The 15960-nt window shown below is 42.4% G+C and carries 18 protein-coding genes and 1 pseudogene; 15 read left to right on the top strand and 4 right to left on the bottom strand.

From position 1 onward, the window contains the following. Nucleotides 1–67: 67 nt before the first annotated feature. From NSS92_RS18285 to NSS92_RS18305, 5 genes are all read left to right on the top strand, one after another. A complete protein-coding gene (locus NSS92_RS18285) occupies nucleotides 68–1036 on the top strand; it encodes a 2-hydroxyacid dehydrogenase (protein WP_340869807.1) in 969 nt (322 codons plus the stop codon). A gap of 223 nt (nucleotides 1037–1259) precedes the next feature. Then, nucleotides 1260–2564: a homoserine dehydrogenase gene (locus NSS92_RS18290; RefSeq protein ID WP_267586574.1), complete on the top strand. Its 1305-nt coding sequence runs from the start codon at nucleotides 1260–1262 to the stop codon at nucleotides 2562–2564. Beyond that, the gene (gene thrC, locus NSS92_RS18295) at nucleotides 2561–3622 is read left to right on the top strand and encodes a threonine synthase (RefSeq protein ID WP_034282619.1); all 1062 of its coding nucleotides are present in this window, start codon (nucleotides 2561–2563) and stop codon (nucleotides 3620–3622) included. Before NSS92_RS18290 ends, thrC begins: the two co-directional genes overlap by 4 nt. After that, on the top strand, nucleotides 3619–4551 hold the full coding sequence (gene thrB, locus NSS92_RS18300) for a homoserine kinase (protein ID WP_024423360.1): 933 nt from the start codon (nucleotides 3619–3621) through the stop codon (nucleotides 4549–4551). Before thrC ends, thrB begins: the two co-directional genes overlap by 4 nt. Nucleotides 4552–4653: 102 nt before the next feature. Further along, the gene (locus NSS92_RS18305; RefSeq protein ID WP_267586573.1) at nucleotides 4654–6624 is read left to right on the top strand and encodes a S9 family peptidase; all 1971 of its coding nucleotides are present in this window, start codon (nucleotides 4654–4656) and stop codon (nucleotides 6622–6624) included. A 42-nt stretch (nucleotides 6625–6666) separates the two neighbouring features. Here the strand turns inward: NSS92_RS18305 and NSS92_RS18310 are convergent. Then, nucleotides 6667–6966 (bottom strand): annotated as a pseudogene (locus tag NSS92_RS18310) (NifU family protein). 121 nt (nucleotides 6967–7087) lie between these two features. On the opposite strand from NSS92_RS18310, the gene NSS92_RS18315 reads away from it, so the two are divergent. Together NSS92_RS18315 and NSS92_RS18320 are read left to right on the top strand one after the other, a co-directional pair. Beyond that, nucleotides 7088–7417 carry a YuzD family protein gene (locus NSS92_RS18315; protein WP_048237352.1) on the top strand — a complete coding sequence of 110 codons (330 nt, stop codon included), beginning with the start codon at nucleotides 7088–7090 and terminating at the stop codon, nucleotides 7415–7417. Between the two features lie 101 nt (nucleotides 7418–7518). Beyond that, on the top strand, nucleotides 7519–7749 hold the full coding sequence (locus NSS92_RS18320) for a hypothetical protein (protein ID WP_340869814.1): 231 nt from the start codon (nucleotides 7519–7521) through the stop codon (nucleotides 7747–7749). 49 nt (nucleotides 7750–7798) lie between these two features. Here the strand turns inward: NSS92_RS18320 and NSS92_RS18325 are convergent, their stop codons facing one another. Next, nucleotides 7799–8866 (bottom strand): NAD(P)/FAD-dependent oxidoreductase, encoded by a 1068-nt coding sequence (locus NSS92_RS18325; protein WP_267586572.1) that lies wholly within the window; start codon nucleotides 8864–8866, stop codon nucleotides 7799–7801. Between the two features lie 255 nt (nucleotides 8867–9121). On the opposite strand from NSS92_RS18325, the gene NSS92_RS18330 reads away from it, so the two are divergent. The 3 genes from NSS92_RS18330 to erpA all read left to right on the top strand — a co-directional run bounded on the left by NSS92_RS18330 (nucleotide 9122) and on the right by erpA (nucleotide 10919). Beyond that, a complete protein-coding gene (locus NSS92_RS18330; RefSeq protein WP_008346813.1) occupies nucleotides 9122–9358 on the top strand; it encodes a YuzB family protein in 237 nt (78 codons plus the stop codon). A 270-nt stretch (nucleotides 9359–9628) separates the two neighbouring features. Further along, complete coding sequence (gene dapF, locus NSS92_RS18335) at nucleotides 9629–10483, top strand: diaminopimelate epimerase (protein WP_046313318.1); 855 nt, start codon at nucleotides 9629–9631, stop codon at nucleotides 10481–10483. A gap of 73 nt (nucleotides 10484–10556) precedes the next feature. Further along, the gene (gene erpA / locus NSS92_RS18340) at nucleotides 10557–10919 is read left to right on the top strand and encodes an iron-sulfur cluster insertion protein ErpA (protein WP_017358921.1); all 363 of its coding nucleotides are present in this window, start codon (nucleotides 10557–10559) and stop codon (nucleotides 10917–10919) included. A 126-nt stretch (nucleotides 10920–11045) separates the two neighbouring features. On the opposite strand, the gene NSS92_RS18345 is transcribed toward erpA, so the two are convergent. Further along, entirely contained in the window at nucleotides 11046–11462 is a 417-nt protein-coding gene (locus NSS92_RS18345) for a hypothetical protein (RefSeq protein WP_267586571.1), read from the bottom strand. A 190-nt stretch (nucleotides 11463–11652) separates the two neighbouring features. Between NSS92_RS18345 and NSS92_RS18350 the strand changes: the two genes are divergently transcribed. Next, on the top strand, nucleotides 11653–11859 hold the full coding sequence (locus NSS92_RS18350; protein WP_024423352.1) for a hypothetical protein: 207 nt from the start codon (nucleotides 11653–11655) through the stop codon (nucleotides 11857–11859). A 46-nt stretch (nucleotides 11860–11905) separates the two neighbouring features. Here NSS92_RS18350 and yumC read toward each other — a convergent pair whose 3' ends face one another. Further along, nucleotides 11906–12904, bottom strand: a complete 999-nt coding sequence (yumC, locus tag NSS92_RS18355; protein WP_034282604.1) for a ferredoxin--NADP reductase 2 — start codon at nucleotides 12902–12904, stop codon at nucleotides 11906–11908. Between the two features lie 391 nt (nucleotides 12905–13295). On the opposite strand from yumC, the gene NSS92_RS18360 reads away from it, so the two are divergent. From NSS92_RS18360 to NSS92_RS18375, 4 genes are all read left to right on the top strand, one after another. Continuing rightward, nucleotides 13296–14513 carry an NAD(P)/FAD-dependent oxidoreductase gene (locus NSS92_RS18360; protein ID WP_162473404.1) on the top strand — a complete coding sequence of 406 codons (1218 nt, stop codon included), beginning with the start codon at nucleotides 13296–13298 and terminating at the stop codon, nucleotides 14511–14513. 135 nt (nucleotides 14514–14648) lie between these two features. Continuing rightward, complete coding sequence (locus NSS92_RS18365) at nucleotides 14649–14774, top strand: YuiA family protein (protein WP_157840088.1); 126 nt, start codon at nucleotides 14649–14651, stop codon at nucleotides 14772–14774. Nucleotides 14775–14855: 81 nt separating this feature from the next. Then, a complete protein-coding gene (locus tag NSS92_RS18370; RefSeq protein WP_024423349.1) occupies nucleotides 14856–15176 on the top strand; it encodes a YuiB family protein in 321 nt (106 codons plus the stop codon). A 99-nt stretch (nucleotides 15177–15275) separates the two neighbouring features. Then, nucleotides 15276–15920 carry a 3D domain-containing protein gene (locus tag NSS92_RS18375; RefSeq protein ID WP_340869826.1) on the top strand — a complete coding sequence of 215 codons (645 nt, stop codon included), beginning with the start codon at nucleotides 15276–15278 and terminating at the stop codon, nucleotides 15918–15920. Nucleotides 15921–15960: the final 40 nt, after the last annotated feature.

The raw sequence follows: 15960 nt of genomic DNA on the forward strand, positions 1-15960 counted from the left end.
AAACGTCTCTTTTCTCTTGAGGCGTTTTTCGTTATGCTTAAAGAAATCGATTAAAGGAGTGTTCTTCTTGACGAAACCTTATGTCTATATCACAAGAAAGCTGGATGAAGCATCACTTACACCATTAAAAGAAGTCGCTCATGTTGAGATGTGGCCAAGCGAGGATGAGCCGTGTCCAAGAGAAGAGTTAGAAACACAGGCTGCTAAAGCGGATGCGCTTCTCACCATGCTGTCAGATCAAATAGATGAGACCCTTTTATCAAAAGCCCCGAATGTCAAGGTGGTCGCAAATCTTGCTGTTGGCTATGACAATATTGATCTTGAAGCATCTAAAAAGCGCGGAATCACCGTATGTCATACACCGGACGTCTTAACAGAATCAACGGCTGATTTAGCCTTTGCCCTTCTGATGGCGTCAGCTAGACGAATTGTCGAGGCGAGTGATTGGATTAAGGATGGAAACTGGACAGGCTGGGGGCCGCTTCTTCTTGCCGGTGCTGATGTTCATCACAAAACGCTCGGGATTGTCGGAATGGGCAGCATTGGAATCGCACTTGCCAAGCGGGCCAAAGGTTTTAATATGAATGTCCTTTATCATAATCGTTCAAGAAAACCCGAGGCAGAAGCGCAGCTCGGTGTGACCTATGCGGCTTTTGAGGAACTGCTCAAGCAGTCTGATTTCATCGTCTGTCTGACGCCGTTAACCCCTGAAACGAAAGACATGTTTAATGAAAAAGCATTTGATCTGATGAAGAACTCTGCTTATTTCATTAACGTATCAAGAGGACAGACTGTGGATGAGGATGCTTTATACGAGGCTGTCACGACAGGAAAAATTGCCGGCGCTGGTCTAGATGTATTTAGACAAGAGCCTGTCAGTCCGTCTCATCCGTTAACCACATTACCTAACGTCACAGTCCTCCCTCATATTGGAAGTGCTAGTGTCGAAACGAGAAAAACAATGATGCGTTTATGTGCTGAAAATATTGCGCTTGTCTTACAAGACGAGCCAGCCAAAACGCCGGTTCGTTCATAATAGAAGGCTTCCCGGCTTTCGGGAGCTTTTCTGACAAAAATATTTTGAAAATATAGAATCTTGATATAAATAGCTGTTAAGCGGTTTCATTCTGGCAATCTCTTATTTTATTACCTTGTCAAAATGAGGATACCCCTTTATAATGTGTGTACATTGAATGTCTGTGTAAGGTTAACAAATGTCCTTTTAGAGAGGACATTTACGGAGAAAGGTGGAATTTCAGGTGAAGGCAATTCGAGTTGGGCTATTAGGATTAGGAACAGTGGGAAGCGGTGTCGTAAAAATTATCCAAGACCATCAGGATAAATTAATGCACCAAATCGGCTGTCCGGTATTAATACAAAAAGTGCTTGTGAGCAATCCCGATAAAAAAAGAGATGTGGATGTCGCAAGAGAGGTCTTCACAACTGAAGTATACGATGTGATTAGAGATCCAGAGGTCGACGTCATCATTGAAGTGATGGGCGGCATTGAAGAGACAAAACAATATTTAATAGATGCGTTGAATGAGAAGAAGCATGTCATTACAGCCAATAAAGATTTAATGGCGCTTTACGGTACGGAGCTTTTACATGTAGCGAAAGAAAATGGCTGTGATCTTTATTATGAAGCAAGTGTGGCCGGAGGAATTCCTATTCTGCGTACGCTGGAGGAAGGATTGGCCTCTGATCGAATCACCAAGATGATGGGGATTGTGAACGGCACAACGAATTTTATTTTAACAAAAATGAATGTCGATAAAAGCGCATATGAGGATGTCTTAAAGGAAGCACAGGATCTTGGCTTTGCAGAAGCAGACCCGACAGCTGATGTAGAAGGACTGGATGCAGCAAGGAAAATGGCGATTCTTGCAAGACTCGGCTTTTCTATGAATGTGGAATTAGAGGATGTAAAGGTGAAAGGTATTTCTGATATCTCTGATGAGGATATTAATTTCAGTAAGCGGTTTGGCTATACAATGAAGCTGATCGGAATTGCTCAGCGGGACGGAGAGAAAGTGGAGGTCAGCGTCCAGCCAACTTTACTTCCTGATCATCATCCATTATCATCCGTCAACAATGAATTCAATGCGGTGTATGTCTACGGAAGTGCCGTAGGTGAAACGATGTTTTACGGACCTGGAGCAGGAAGTCTGCCAACGGCAACAGCTGTTGTCTCAGATTTAGTCGCAGTGATGAAAAACATGCGCCTTGGCGTGAACGGAAGCGGATTTATCGCACCGCAGTTTGAGAAGAAGATCAAATCATCATCAGAAGTATTTGCTCAGCAATTCTTAAGAATTCATGTTAGAGATCAAGTCGGCGCATTCTCCCGCATTACATCTATTTTTTCTGAAAGAGGCATCAGCTTTGAAAAGATCCTTCAGCTTCCTGTGAAAGGACATGATGAGCTGGCGGAAATTGTGATCATTACACATCAGACCTCAGAAGAAGATTTCTCAAATATCCTGCAAAAATTAAACGATCTCGACGTGGTGGTTCAAGTGAAGAGCACGTACCGAGTAGAAGGGAACGGTTTAAGCCGATGAAATGGAATGGACTCATTGAAGAATTTCAAGAATTCTTACCAGTAAACGAATCTACACCTAAACTAACATTAAATGAAGGGAATACACCGCTGGTCCACCTCGCCAAGCTTTCAGAAAAGCTGGGGATCGAGCTTCATGTGAAAACAGAAGGCGTCAATCCAACAGGCTCTTTCAAGGATCGAGGAATGGTCATGGCCGTTGCAAAGGCGAAAGAAGAAGGCAATGATACGATTATGTGTGCTTCGACAGGGAACACCTCTGCAGCAGCAGCGGCTTATGCAGCCCGTGCTGATATGAAATGTATCGTCATTATTCCTGACGGGAAAATTGCTTTCGGTAAGCTTGCACAGGCTGTCATGTACGGAGCAGAGATTATTGCTATTGACGGCAACTTTGATGATGCACTGAAAATCGTCCGCAGCATCTGTGAAAAAGCGCCGATTGCCCTTGTTAACTCCGTCAATCCTTACCGAATTGAAGGACAAAAGACAGCGGCATTTGAAATCTGTGAGCAGCTAGGCTCTGCCCCGGACGTACTGGCGATTCCTGTCGGAAATGCCGGGAACATCACGGCCTACTGGAAAGGCTTCAAGGAATATCACGAGAAAAAAGGAACAGGACTGCCTGTCATGCGCGGTTTTGAAGCAGAAGGTGCAGCGGCAATCGTTCGAAATGAAGTGATTGAGCAGCCAGAAACAGTGGCAACGGCTATCCGTATCGGAAATCCAGCGAGCTGGAAACAAGCTGTGGCAGCCGCAGATGAATCAAACGGAAAGATTGATGAAGTAACAGATGAGGAAATTCTTCATGCGTATCAATTGATTGCACGTGAAGAAGGCGTGTTTGCAGAGCCGGGCTCATGTGCGTCGATTGCGGGCGTGCTAAAGCAGGTGAAATCTGGAGAAATCAAGCCAGGCAGTAAAGTTGTTGCGGTATTAACAGGTAACGGATTGAAAGATCCAAATACGGCCATTGATATTTCTCAAATCAAGCCGGTCACACTCGATGCAGATGAAGATCAAATTCTTGAACACTTAGAAAAGGCCGCACGCGTATGAGTGAAGCCTCCATGCTTTTTTCAATCACAGTACCGGGAAGCACTGCCAATTTAGGACCAGGCTTTGATTCAGTTGGAATGGCGCTCAGCCGCTATTTAAAGCTATCGGTCTATGACCATGATAGCTGGCTGTTTGAAGCAGAAACAGATGTCGTGTCTGGGATTCCATCAGGCACCGACAACCTGATTTATCAAACAGCCAAAAAGGTCGCAGATGACTTTGGAAAAACACTCCCGCCTGTTCATGTCAAAGTGTGGAGTGATATTCCATTGGCACGGGGGCTTGGCAGCAGTGCTGCTGCCATCGTGGCCGCCATTGAACTCGCCAATCAGCTTCTTGAATTAAACATGACAGATGATCAGAAGCTCTTTTATGCAAGTGAGGTAGAAGGTCATCCAGATAATGCGGGTGCCTCTTTATTCGGTGGTTTACTGATTGGTCTTCATGAAGAAGACAAGACACATGCCGTGAAAGTGCAGCATGTGGATGTAGATGTCGTCGTGGTGATTCCTTTTTATGAAGTGCTGACAAAGGATGCCCGTGATGTCCTGCCAGAGGACTTCTCCTATAAACATGCCGTCAGTGCGAGTGCTGTGAGCAACGTCCTTGTTGCCGCCTTAATGACGCAGAACTGGCCGCTTGTTGGAGAAATGATGAATAAGGATTTATTTCATCAGCCTTACCGCACAATGCTCGTGCCAGAGCTGTCGAAGGTAGAGCATGTCGCTTCTCTAAAAGGAGCGTATGGAACGGCTTTGAGCGGTGCTGGGCCGACGATCCTCACCTTAGTGGAAAAAGGGAAGGGAGAAGCGCTGAAAGAACAGCTTGCCCAAAACTTCCCGCATTGCGAAGTCGATTTGCTGACGGTTCCAGTAGAAGGGGTCGTCGTGCAGCATCATCCTGTTAATCAAGTAAAGAACGTGCTGTGAATCTGCACGTTCTTTTTTTATGCTTGTTTTTATGGGAAGAAGCAGGGATTATTATTTAGGGGATCGAACTATTTTTTATGCATATAAGGGGGAGATACATTCATGAAGAAATTGATGACGGCAGAAGATTTAACGAAGATTGTTTCTGTTTCTCATCCGGTTTATTCACCAGATGGAAAAAAGGCAGTCTTTACAAAAGTCACTGTGAATGAGAAAAAGGACGATTACAATATCCATTTATGGGTTCGAGATGAAGAGACAGAGGAGCTGACACAATGGACATTTGAGGATGGAAAGCATCATCAGCCAGTTTGGTCAAAAGACGGCAGGCAGCTTGCTTTTATTTTACAAAAGCCAAAGGAAGTCCCTCAGCTGGCGCTCATGAAGAGCGAAGGAGGCGGCGTGCGAACCTTAACGACGATTCCTTACGGAGTATCTCATCCTGTCTTTTCCCCAGATGGCGCTTTTCTTTATGCGGCTGTGTCATTGAAACAATCAGAATCTGTTCATGATGAAAAAAAGGAAGAGCGAGATGACTTTGCTCCAGCAGTATATGATGATTTGACCTATAAAGCAGATGGAAGAGGCTTTTTAGATGGGCGTTTCACGCAGATCGTGAAAGTGGATATCCATTCAGGAGAGATTGAGCCTGTCACGAGCGAGCAGGTTCATCATATGAATCATACGGTTTCTCCGTGCGGAAAATGGCTTGCCTTTATTCAATTAAATGCACAGACACCTTACATAAGTGACGTGTGTCTCCTGTCATTAGAAGATGGTACGACAAGGAAAATCACACAAGCAAACGGCGCTTATTCCACCGTATCTTTTTCTCCAAATGGAGAGAGCCTTTTGTATATTGGACATGAGCGCGAATTTCAAAATGCCACTTTCCCATCATTATGGCTGTATGCTCTGAAGGAAGACAAAGCGGTTCAGCTGTCAGAAATGCTCGATATGTATGTTGGGAACTGTATGGCAGGAGATAGCGTGATGGGAGAGGCCTATCAGCTTCCGCAGTGGACAAAGGACAGCCAAGGGTTTTATGCGCTTGTTTCTGATCAAGGCAGTACAGGGATTTATTATTTCTCTATTGAAGGTTTAGCCTATCCTGTTCGACTAGAGGCGGAACATATCACCAATTTCAGCCTTCATCCAGATGAATCCAAACTGCTGCTCAGCCGGCTTTCACCTGTCACACCAAGTGAGCTGTATGAGATGACATTAGGGGAGACAGAACTAAAGCAAATCACGTTCGAGCATCATGATTTTCTAAAGGAGCATGTCGTATCCGAACCTGAGCCATTTTCTTTTCAGTCAAAAGATGGTGACGAGGTACATGGCTGGTTTATGAAGCCTTCCAAGATGGAAGAGGGAAAGAAATATCCGCTCATTCTAGAGGTTCATGGGGGACCGCATGCGATGTATGGTGATACGTATTTTCATGAATTTCAAATGCTTGCTTCTGAAGGCTATGCCATCGTGTATATCAACCCGCACGGCAGTCATGGATACGGACAGATGTTTACCGACCGTGTGAGAGGAAGCTATGGAGACGTTGATTATGACGATGTCATGCAGGCTGTTGATCATGTGCTCACAGCCTATGATTTCCTTGATGAAACAAGACTTGGCGTGACAGGCGGCAGCTATGGGGGTTTTATGACCAACTGGATTGTCGGTCAGACCGACCGCTTTCGCGCAGCTGTCACACAGCGCTCCATTTCAAACTGGATTAGCTTTTACGGCATCAGTGATATCGGTTATTTCTTTACAAGGTGGCAGATTGATGGGGATATTTATGACTCTGTCGATAAGCTATGGGATCGCTCTCCGCTAAAATATGTGAAGCAGATGAACACACCGCTTCTCATCTTGCACAGCGATGAAGATTATCGCTGCCCAGTTGATCAAGCAGAGCAGCTTTTTGTAGCATTGAAAGAGCTTGGGAAAGACACAAGATTGGTCAAATTCCCGAAGGCATCTCATGATTTATCCAGAAGCGGCCACCCTGGGCAGCGCATTCAAAGACTGACTTTTATAAAGGAATGGTTTAAAGAAAAGCTGACCTAAAAAAAACGACCCGATTTGGGTCGTTTTCATGTCATATATGAATTAGAAAACCTGTTCAACTTCTACAACGCCAGGCACTTCTTCTAATAATGCGCGCTCAATACCGGCTTTCAATGTAATGGTTGAACTTGGGCAGCTGCCGCATGCACCAAGAAGACGTAATTTCACAATACCATCTTCAATGTCTACAAGCTCACAGTCTCCACCATCACGTAATAGAAATGGACGAAGTTTGTCCAGTACTTCCTGTACTTGGTCTTTCATTTCGACTTCAGTCATTAGATATAATCGCTCCTTTCACAACATATCACCATTATATTCATCTGGACGATAAAAATCTATTGATTGGTTTCAAAGTTTCCTTCTCATTATAGCACAATCTCATCTTGAAACAAAAAGTGATTTTGACTTTTTTCATACAGAAAATTCAGCTAAAATGAAGTAAGAATAGGGGGCTTGCCAAATGAATCAAACCGTCGATCTTTATGTATATGGAAGAGATGTACTGTGCGCTAGCTGCGTGAATCTGCCTTCTTCAAAAGATACGTTTGAGTGGTTAGATGCAGCATTAAAACGAAAATATCCGAATCAGCCATTTCGCATCACATATATTGATATTGAGCACCCGCCAGAAAATGAACAACAAAAGGAATTGTCTGAACGAATTCTTGATGATGAATTCTTTTATCCGCTTGTCTTAGTAGAGGATCAAATCGTTGGAGAGGGCAATCCAAAATTAAAAGACATTTATCAAGAAATGGAGAAATACGGGTACAAGGAGAGCAGTGAATAAGCTGTTCTTTTTTTGAGAAATAAAAAACGAACAAACGTTCTTTTCTGTGTTGAAAAAGAACGTTTGTTCGATTATGATAAAATGAAAGGAGCGTGAGCATCATGAATTATTTACTGAAACAATCTCTTCATCAGCAAATACCGATTGAGATGATTTATATGAAGAAAAATGGAGAGTGCACAAAGAGAAAAATCATTGTACACCATCAAACGGATCAGCTCATCCAGGCGTATTGTTTATCGAAGAAAACGATGAGAACCTTTCGTAAAGACTGCATCCTTGCCCTTGCTCCGATCAAATGGACCCACTCATCGGCACATGCCGTTTCATAAAAAAAGCTCCCTCATCATGAAGGAGCTTTGAGAAAAAATTCACATGATTTTAGCCGTTGTGATGTTTGTACATCCAAAGGAGTCCAGATTTCAGGAGTCTTGGCACCCGGCCAACAAGTGGACGATCAGCCACTAAGCCAAAGCCGGCTTTTTTCCCTAAAGAACCTAAAACACCTTTTAGCTTAAACTGTGGATAAGCCTCAGGAAGCGGCTCATTTTTCCAGCGTTTTTGCAGCGATTGGACAATTTGTTCTGCCTGCGCCTCAGCAAGCTGTGCACTTGGGGCATGCGGCAGACTTGCGCAGTCACCTACAACATATACATGCTCATCCCCAGGAAGGTTGTGATGAGGAGTTAATACGACGCGGCCTTGTGCGTCTTTTTCAACATCCATCTCTCGTACCACTTTGCTTGGCTGTATTCCTGCTGTCCACACGATGACATCTGCTTCAATCGCGTCATCATGGTTGTAAACGACACCTTCTTCAACCTTTGTAATATTGGCACAGTTAATGATCTTTACGTCATTTTCTTCAAACCACTTTTGCACATACAAGCTTAATCTTTTTGGGAAGCTCGATAGAATCAGCTCTCCGCGGTCGAAAAGAATAATGTTTAAATCAGCACGGCTTTCTCTTAGTTCACTGGCCAGCTCTACCCCGCTAAGTCCAGCACCGACGATGCCAACCGTTGCACCTGCGCTCAAATTATTTAATTTGTTATACGCATGTCTTGACTGATCAATGGTTTGAATGCTGTATGTATGTTCTTTCGCACCAGGGACATTATGATACTTGTCCTCACAGCCGAGTCCAATCACCGTATCATCATACGGAATCGGTTCACGGTCGCTGAATAAGATCTGTTTGTTTTCAATATCAATTTTTTCTACTTCCCCGTATTGAATATTCAGCTTCGGATGCTCTGGAAAAGATACTCGAATGTGATGATCAGAGATCGTTCCAGCAGCAAGTGCATAATATTCTGTTTTTAAACAGTGGTAAGGATTTCGATCAATTAATGTGATAGTGACATCATCAGGTAATTGATTTGGCAATAAGCGGTGGAGAACCCGCATATTCCCGTAACCTCCGCCGATCAAGACTAAATTTTTCATGACGATTCTCCTTTTCCCCGTAGACATTGAAAAACACTTATACTAAAAAACTTTAAGTTAAAATACCAAATAAAATTATATCGAATTTACTGTGAAACCACAATAATTGTTTCAAAATAACCTACATATTCATCAGTTAGTCCTAAATAGTAAAACATTTTACGAGGAATAGGCGTAACGATACAGATGAAGCTCATATTTTGACTAATACAAGGAATTTAGGTAGGATGGTAAGGCAATGTGAGGTGAAGCACAGTGTTTCCACTGATCGAATTTTGTGTAAGTAATCTTGCACAAGGGTCTCAAGAAGCAAAAGAGAAGCTTGAAAAAGACCCAAACCTAGACGTAATGGAATACGGCTGTTTAAGCTATTGCGGCAAATGTATGGACTCCCCATTTGCACTTGTGAATGGAGAATTTGTTTCAGGAGAAAATGCAGAGCAGCTAGTCGAGCGTATTTATGCTTTTATAGAGGAAAACGACATGTTTTAAATGCACCACATGGGTCATGAGGTGCATTTTTTTCACATTTTCATCTTCCATTTTTAAGGAGAATCAATAGAAAGCGCATCCAATATGTTATGCTAATAAAATATCATCAATATGAAGCATCACACGAGAGAAAAAGAGGCATATGCATAATAAAAGCCCTTTGCCATGGCAGCAAAGAGCTTCTATGTATGAAAAACGGGGGATGATAAGATTGTCTCCTGAATCGACTCCTTTTATACTATAAAGAAACAACATTTTTGGAGGAAGCTCATGACATCATTTCAATTCACGAAAATGCACGGATTAGGAAATAATTATATTTACGTCAATCAGATGAAGGAACAGCTTCCAGAAGAACAGCTATCAGAGATAGCGATCCGCGTTTCTTCTGTTTATACAGGAATCGGTTCTGACGGGATGATCCTTATTTGCCCATCGGATGTTGCACCTGTGAAGATGCGCATTTTCAACAATGATGGATCAGAGGGCAAAAACTGCGGTAACGGGCTGCGCTGCGTAGCAAAGTATGTGTATGAGCATCAAATTGTGACAGACACAACGTTCCAGATTGAGACATTGTCAGGACTCGTTGAAGCTACCGTTCACGCTCAGGATGGTCACGTTCAGCTAGTCACAGTAGATATGGGAAAACCACGTTTTGAAAAAGAAGCGATGCCAATGCTTGGTGAACCGGCCAGCACAACGATTAATGAGGCACTTGATTTTGGCAAGGCAGTTTTAAATGGAACGGCCGTTTCAATGGGAAACCCGCACATCGTTTTTTATTTAGAGGACATTGAAAAAGCACCGCTTCATACACTTGGACCGATCATCGAAAAGCACGACATGTTCCCAGAAGGCGTCAATGTAGAATTTGTTGAAGTTGTCAGTGAAACAGAACTTCATTTTCGTGTGTGGGAAAGAGGTTCAGGGATTACACAGGCCTGCGGAACAGGGGCTTGCGCTGCGGCTGTATCCACGATTGTGAATGGTCAGGCGAAAAAAGAAACAGACATGACAGTTCATTTAGCAGGCGGGGACCTCATCATTCGCTGGAAAGACAATGACCACGTGCTCATGACAGGACCTGCTGAAACGATTTGTGACGGCACATTTTATCTCTAAACCATTTATTTGAGAAAAGGCAACATCACGTTTATAATTGAAAAGAAACATCCAGTCAAAAGGAGGGATGATCATGAGTACACCAGTAACCATTACAGAAGCTGCTGCACTGCAGATTAAAGATATGATGAAAGAGCATGAAGAAGAAAATGCGTTCCTTCGAGTGGGCGTAAAAGGCGGCGGCTGCAGCGGTCTTTCGTACGGCATGGGCTTTGATCATGAAGTCTCAGAGAAAGACACGCAGTTTGAACAGCAAGGCATAAAGGTCCTTGTCGACTCAGAAAGCCTTGATATCATGAACGGAACCATCATTGATTTCAAACAATCACTAATGGGCGGCGGTTTCACGATTGACAATCCGAACGCCATCGCGTCATGCGGATGCGGTTCTTCTTTCAGAACAGCGACGAATACCGGTACGCCGGAAGAGTGTTAATATCTAATCATGGATAAAGATAAGCCTGCTTGTTCGTTTGTTTTGTAAACAACACGATCAAGGAGGCTTTTTTAATTGAACTGAGAGCAAAGAAAAAAGGCACTCACCTCACCCAGCGTCTCTTTCTCATATTTCTTCTTCGGTTTTTAAGAGTTCTTTGTCGAGAATGTAGATTAACTCTTGTGTACTATAAAAATAGATTAAAACTTCTTTGTTTATATCTTCCACATGTACTTCAACCTCAATTCGAATCTTTGCTGGTTCTCCGCGATACATCACTTCAAACGTACCGATTTCTTTCGTTTCATTGTCTTTATGCATTTTTTTTACTTCAGTCAGTATCTGTTTGATGTCTTGGTGATTCAAACCAGAATCCAATATCGAAGAGGAGATATGATTTAAAAAAGGCTCTAGTTGCTCACTATCAATATTTAATCCTGCTGCGAACTCAGCATCACGTTTGTTAAAGTCTTTTGCAAACAATTCAACTGAGCCGCCAATGATGAGTAACAAGCAAACACTAATCATTAAACGCCTCAACATCTTTCACCTATCCTTTATTATCTAATTTTCTTTCTTTATATCGGTCGAACAGATGATACCTTCATGATTTCCGCACTTCACAAATCGCTCAATTTTGTTACAGCTTGCCCGAACAACTGGCTATTTCCCCTCGAAAAGAGTATCATGAGAACCAAACATAAACTGTAGTCAGAAAAGAGGTTGCTGAGGTTTGAGTGAACAAATCAATTGCAGGAACTGTCATGAACTGATTCCGTATCGTTCCAAAACGTGTCCATCTTGCGGGATTGAGAAGCCGCTTCCGAAAAAGGAACGTGTGAAGGATCGGGTGATTTTGGTTGTGGCAGGGATTGTTGTGGTGCTGCTTGCTGCAATGGTACTTGGAATGGCAAATGCCTATATTGGGGTTTTTAAATAAACGAAAAAGGAGTTCCGCGAGTGGGAACTCCTTTTTTGATCCGATCTTATTTGTTTTCAAATAAGCTTGTGGAATGGAGAGGTTGTACACGGGCTTTCGGGTCCATGTAGGCTTTTGCATTGTTGACAGCAGTTGGTGCTTCACCAAATCCGCTTGCAATCAATTTGACTTTTCCTTCATACGTACAGATGTCTCCTGCCGCATAGAAGCCTTCAATGTTTGTTTCCATTGTAGATTTCACCACGATGGAGTTCTTTTCGATTTCAAGGCCCCATTGTTTGATTGGTCCAAGGGAGGAAACAAACCCGAAGTTGACGATCACATCGTCCACATCAAGCACTTGTTTTTTGTCGCCTTTGACTTCTTCGAGCACGATTTGTTCAATGCGGTCTTCACCAATGAGTTCAGTTGGTACAAATGGTGTCAGTACATTGACTTTCGAGTTGTGCAGGTTTTCTACACTGTGCTCATGCGCGCGGAATTTATCGCGGCGGTGAATAATGGATACTTCTTTTGCGATTGGTTCAAGCATCAGCGCCCAGTCCACCGCAGAGTCTCCGCCTCCAAGAACGGCAACACGTCTGCCGGCAAATTGGTTCAAGTCATTAATGAAGTAATGCAGGTTGCTTCCTTCAAATGACTCTGCTGCATCTAGCTCCAGCTTTCTCGGTTGGAATGCACCGTTACCAGCTGTGATGATGATTGTTTTAGAATAATGAATCTCTTGATTTGTCACAAGTTTAAAAATACCATCTGCTTGCTTTTCAACCGTTTCAACTGCCTGCTCTAAGCAAATGGTTTGATCAAATTTATCCATTTGTTCCTTTAAGTTATCAACTAATTCTTGTGCGCGGATTTTTGGGAATCCAGCCACATCATAAATATATTTTTCAGGGTAAAGAGCGGATAGTTGACCGCCGAGCTGAGGAAGGCTTTCAATGATTTTCACACTTGCCTGTCTCATGCCTCCGTAAAACGCAGTAAACAATCCAACGGGGCCGCCCCCGATAACGGTAATGTCATATACCTTAGAATCTTCTTGCATTCCTTTAATCCTCCCAAATGAAAATTGTTATCACTATATCATATCATACCACATATCGTCGTTTGACTTGTTTTGAAAAACTTGTCGTTTTTTGATGCTGAAGCTTTGAAAGGGAGGAAAAAGTGAGAAAGACCGTTTATCATAAGGATTTTCAGTTTAAAGCCTTGAAAATTGGAGCAGAACTCGCTATTATTGTTAAGGGAACTAAATATTAATTTTTTATGAATTTTTGTCGGATACGGTCAAATGCTTTCGTTTTATGTAGGTGAAAGTTCAGATTTTCACATACTTATTTTTTTGTTTAAATTTCATAAAATGCCGCAAAGCGGTTGAGAATAACGATATGTAATTCTTTATCCGTTTTACAGCAAATTTAAAAAAGGTGGATGTGATTCCAGTGAATAAACCGAAAATCGTTGTATTAGGTGCAGGTTATGGCGGATTAATGACTGTAACAAGATTAACAAAACAGCTTGGCACAAATGATGCGGACATTACTCTTGTGAACAAGCATAATTATCATTACGAAACAACTTGGCTTCATGAAGCAAGTGCAGGTACACTTCATCATGACCGCTGTCGTTATCAAATCAAAGATGTGATTAACAGTTCCCGTGTCAACTTTGTACAAGCAACAGTTGAAAGCATTGATAAGGAAGCGAAGAAAGTTGTGACATCAGATGGCGAACTTTCTTATGACTACCTTGTTGTTGCACTTGGTGCTGTTCCTGAAACATTTGGTATTGCAGGACTGAAAGAATACGCATTCTCAATCTCTAACATCAACTCTGCTCGTCAGCTTCGTGAGCACATTGAGCTTCAATTTGCGACGTATAATACGGATGCTGAAAAACGTCCAGAGCGTTTGACGATCGTTGTCGGCGGTGCAGGTTTCACAGGTATTGAGTTCCTTGGTGAGCTTGGAAACCGTGTGCCTGAGCTTTGCAAAGAGTATGACATTGATCAAAAAGACGTGCGTATCATCTGTGTAGAAGCTGCGCCAACAGCTCTTCCTGGATTCGACCCAGAATTGATCGATTATGCGATGAACTACCTTCAAGGTAAAGGTGTTGAGTTCAAAATCGGTACAGCGATCAAAGAATGTACGCCTGAAGGTATCATTGTTGGAAAAGACGATGATACAGAAGAAATCAAAGCTGAAACTGTTGTTTGGGCTGCAGGTGTACGCGGTAACCCAATCGTTGAAGAAGCTGGTTTTGAAAACATGCGCGGCCGCGTAAAAGTTTCTCCAGATCTTCGTGTACCAGAAAATGATGATGTCTTCATCATCGGTGACTGTTCATTGATTATCAATGAAGAAATCAACCGTCCGTACCCACCAACTGCACAAATTGCTATGCAGCAAGGTGAAACAGTAGCGAAAAACCTTGCAGCACTAGTAAAAGGCGGCTCTCTTGAAAGCTTTAAGCCAGACATCAAAGGAACAGTTGCTTCTCTTGGTGAACACGACGCTGTAGGTGTTGCGTTTGGTAAAAAACTTCAAGGAACAAAAGCTTCTGCAATGAAGAAAATCATCGACAACCGTTCATTATTCATGGTTGGCGGACCAGGACTTGTTCTGAAAAAAGGAAAATTCAAGTTCTTCTAAACCATCATAGACAAAAACGTGTATCCTCGTGATACACGTTTTTTTATGTGTTGTGGTATATTTTCTCACTTGGTCATCGGCAGCAAAATATGTTATGATGAATTATCAGAAAATTTAGATTAAGGAGTGAGCAATATGAATGCACAAACAAAGGAAAAAACATCAACCTGTCAATATTGTTCAGGAAAAGGGTATTTTCAGCTATTGCTCGGCGGATCTGAAACATGTGAGGAATGTAAAGGGACAGGAAAGAAGCGTTAATCGATCTGCTTTTTCCATTGATTGACTTCATCTCTATTTCCAAGTTAAACTAATGATGGGATATTTGGGGGTGGAGATGAAGTGATCAGTTTACCAGTCGTTATCATTTCAGTTATTTTATTTTTCGTGTTATTCTTCGGCATTGGCTTTTTGCTCAATATGCTGCTGAGAATGTCATGGATTATGGCTATTTTATATCCAATTGTATGCCTTTTCATTATCAACAATCAAAAGATGATCGCATATGTAAGAGAGCCTGGCACCGCTTTTTCAGGAATAGGAGATCGGATTGTCTCACTCGCTGCGGCAGATATCATCATCTTATTAAGCGGCCTGATTGGTGCGATCACATCAGGTTTTGTCATTAATGCACTTCGAAAAAGAGGGTATCAAATGTTTTAACTCACTTGTGGACACGCAAGTGGGTTTTTTTGTTTCTCCTTTGCATAGTTTCCATTTTGTTTGGAAACAAATAGATGGGTAGAGGAGTGACAAATAGAGATGAAAACATGGATGAAACGATTGTTCATGACAGCCCTATTCATGCTTGCACTTTTGACAAGCTTTACGGGCATATCTGGAGTCGAACCAAGTGATTTAGCTGCATGGGTGAAAGAGACTGATGCGGGCAAGCAAGTATCTTCTTTTTTTCAACAGTCAAAAAGGGAAACGATGGCACTCAAAAGTGAAGATTCGCGGTCTGTTTCTCTCGAAGAAGCATTTAATTGGAACAATTACCCGAAGAAGAAGGTTGTTGCAACCGGCTATACAGCAGGTGTGGAATCAACAGGCAAAACGAAGGAACATCATGCATATGGCATTACATATTCAGGCGTCAAAGTGAAACGTGATTTATATTCAACAGTGGCAGCGGACCCATCTGTCTTTCCGATTGGAACCGTATTGTATATCCCAAACTATGGCTACGGTGTGGTTGCAGATACTGGGAAAGCCATTAAAGGTCATAAGCTTGATTTATATTATGAAACCGTTGATGATGTGTATAGAGAATGGGGTAAAAAAGTGCTCGATGTGTATATCATCAAAAAGGGGGAAGGGACGTTAACGGAAAAAGACTTAAATCAGCTCAATGAAGCAGAATCGATGCAAGTATTCCGTCAGCAGTTTCAAGCCAATAAAGAATGAAAAAGCTTTGGGCCGTTTAAGGTCCAAAGCTTTTTCGCTT

This window comes from Bacillus sp. FSL M8-0166 (assembly GCF_038008825.1).
GTDB classification, from domain to species: domain Bacteria; phylum Bacillota; class Bacilli; order Bacillales; family Bacillaceae; genus Bacillus; species Bacillus safensis.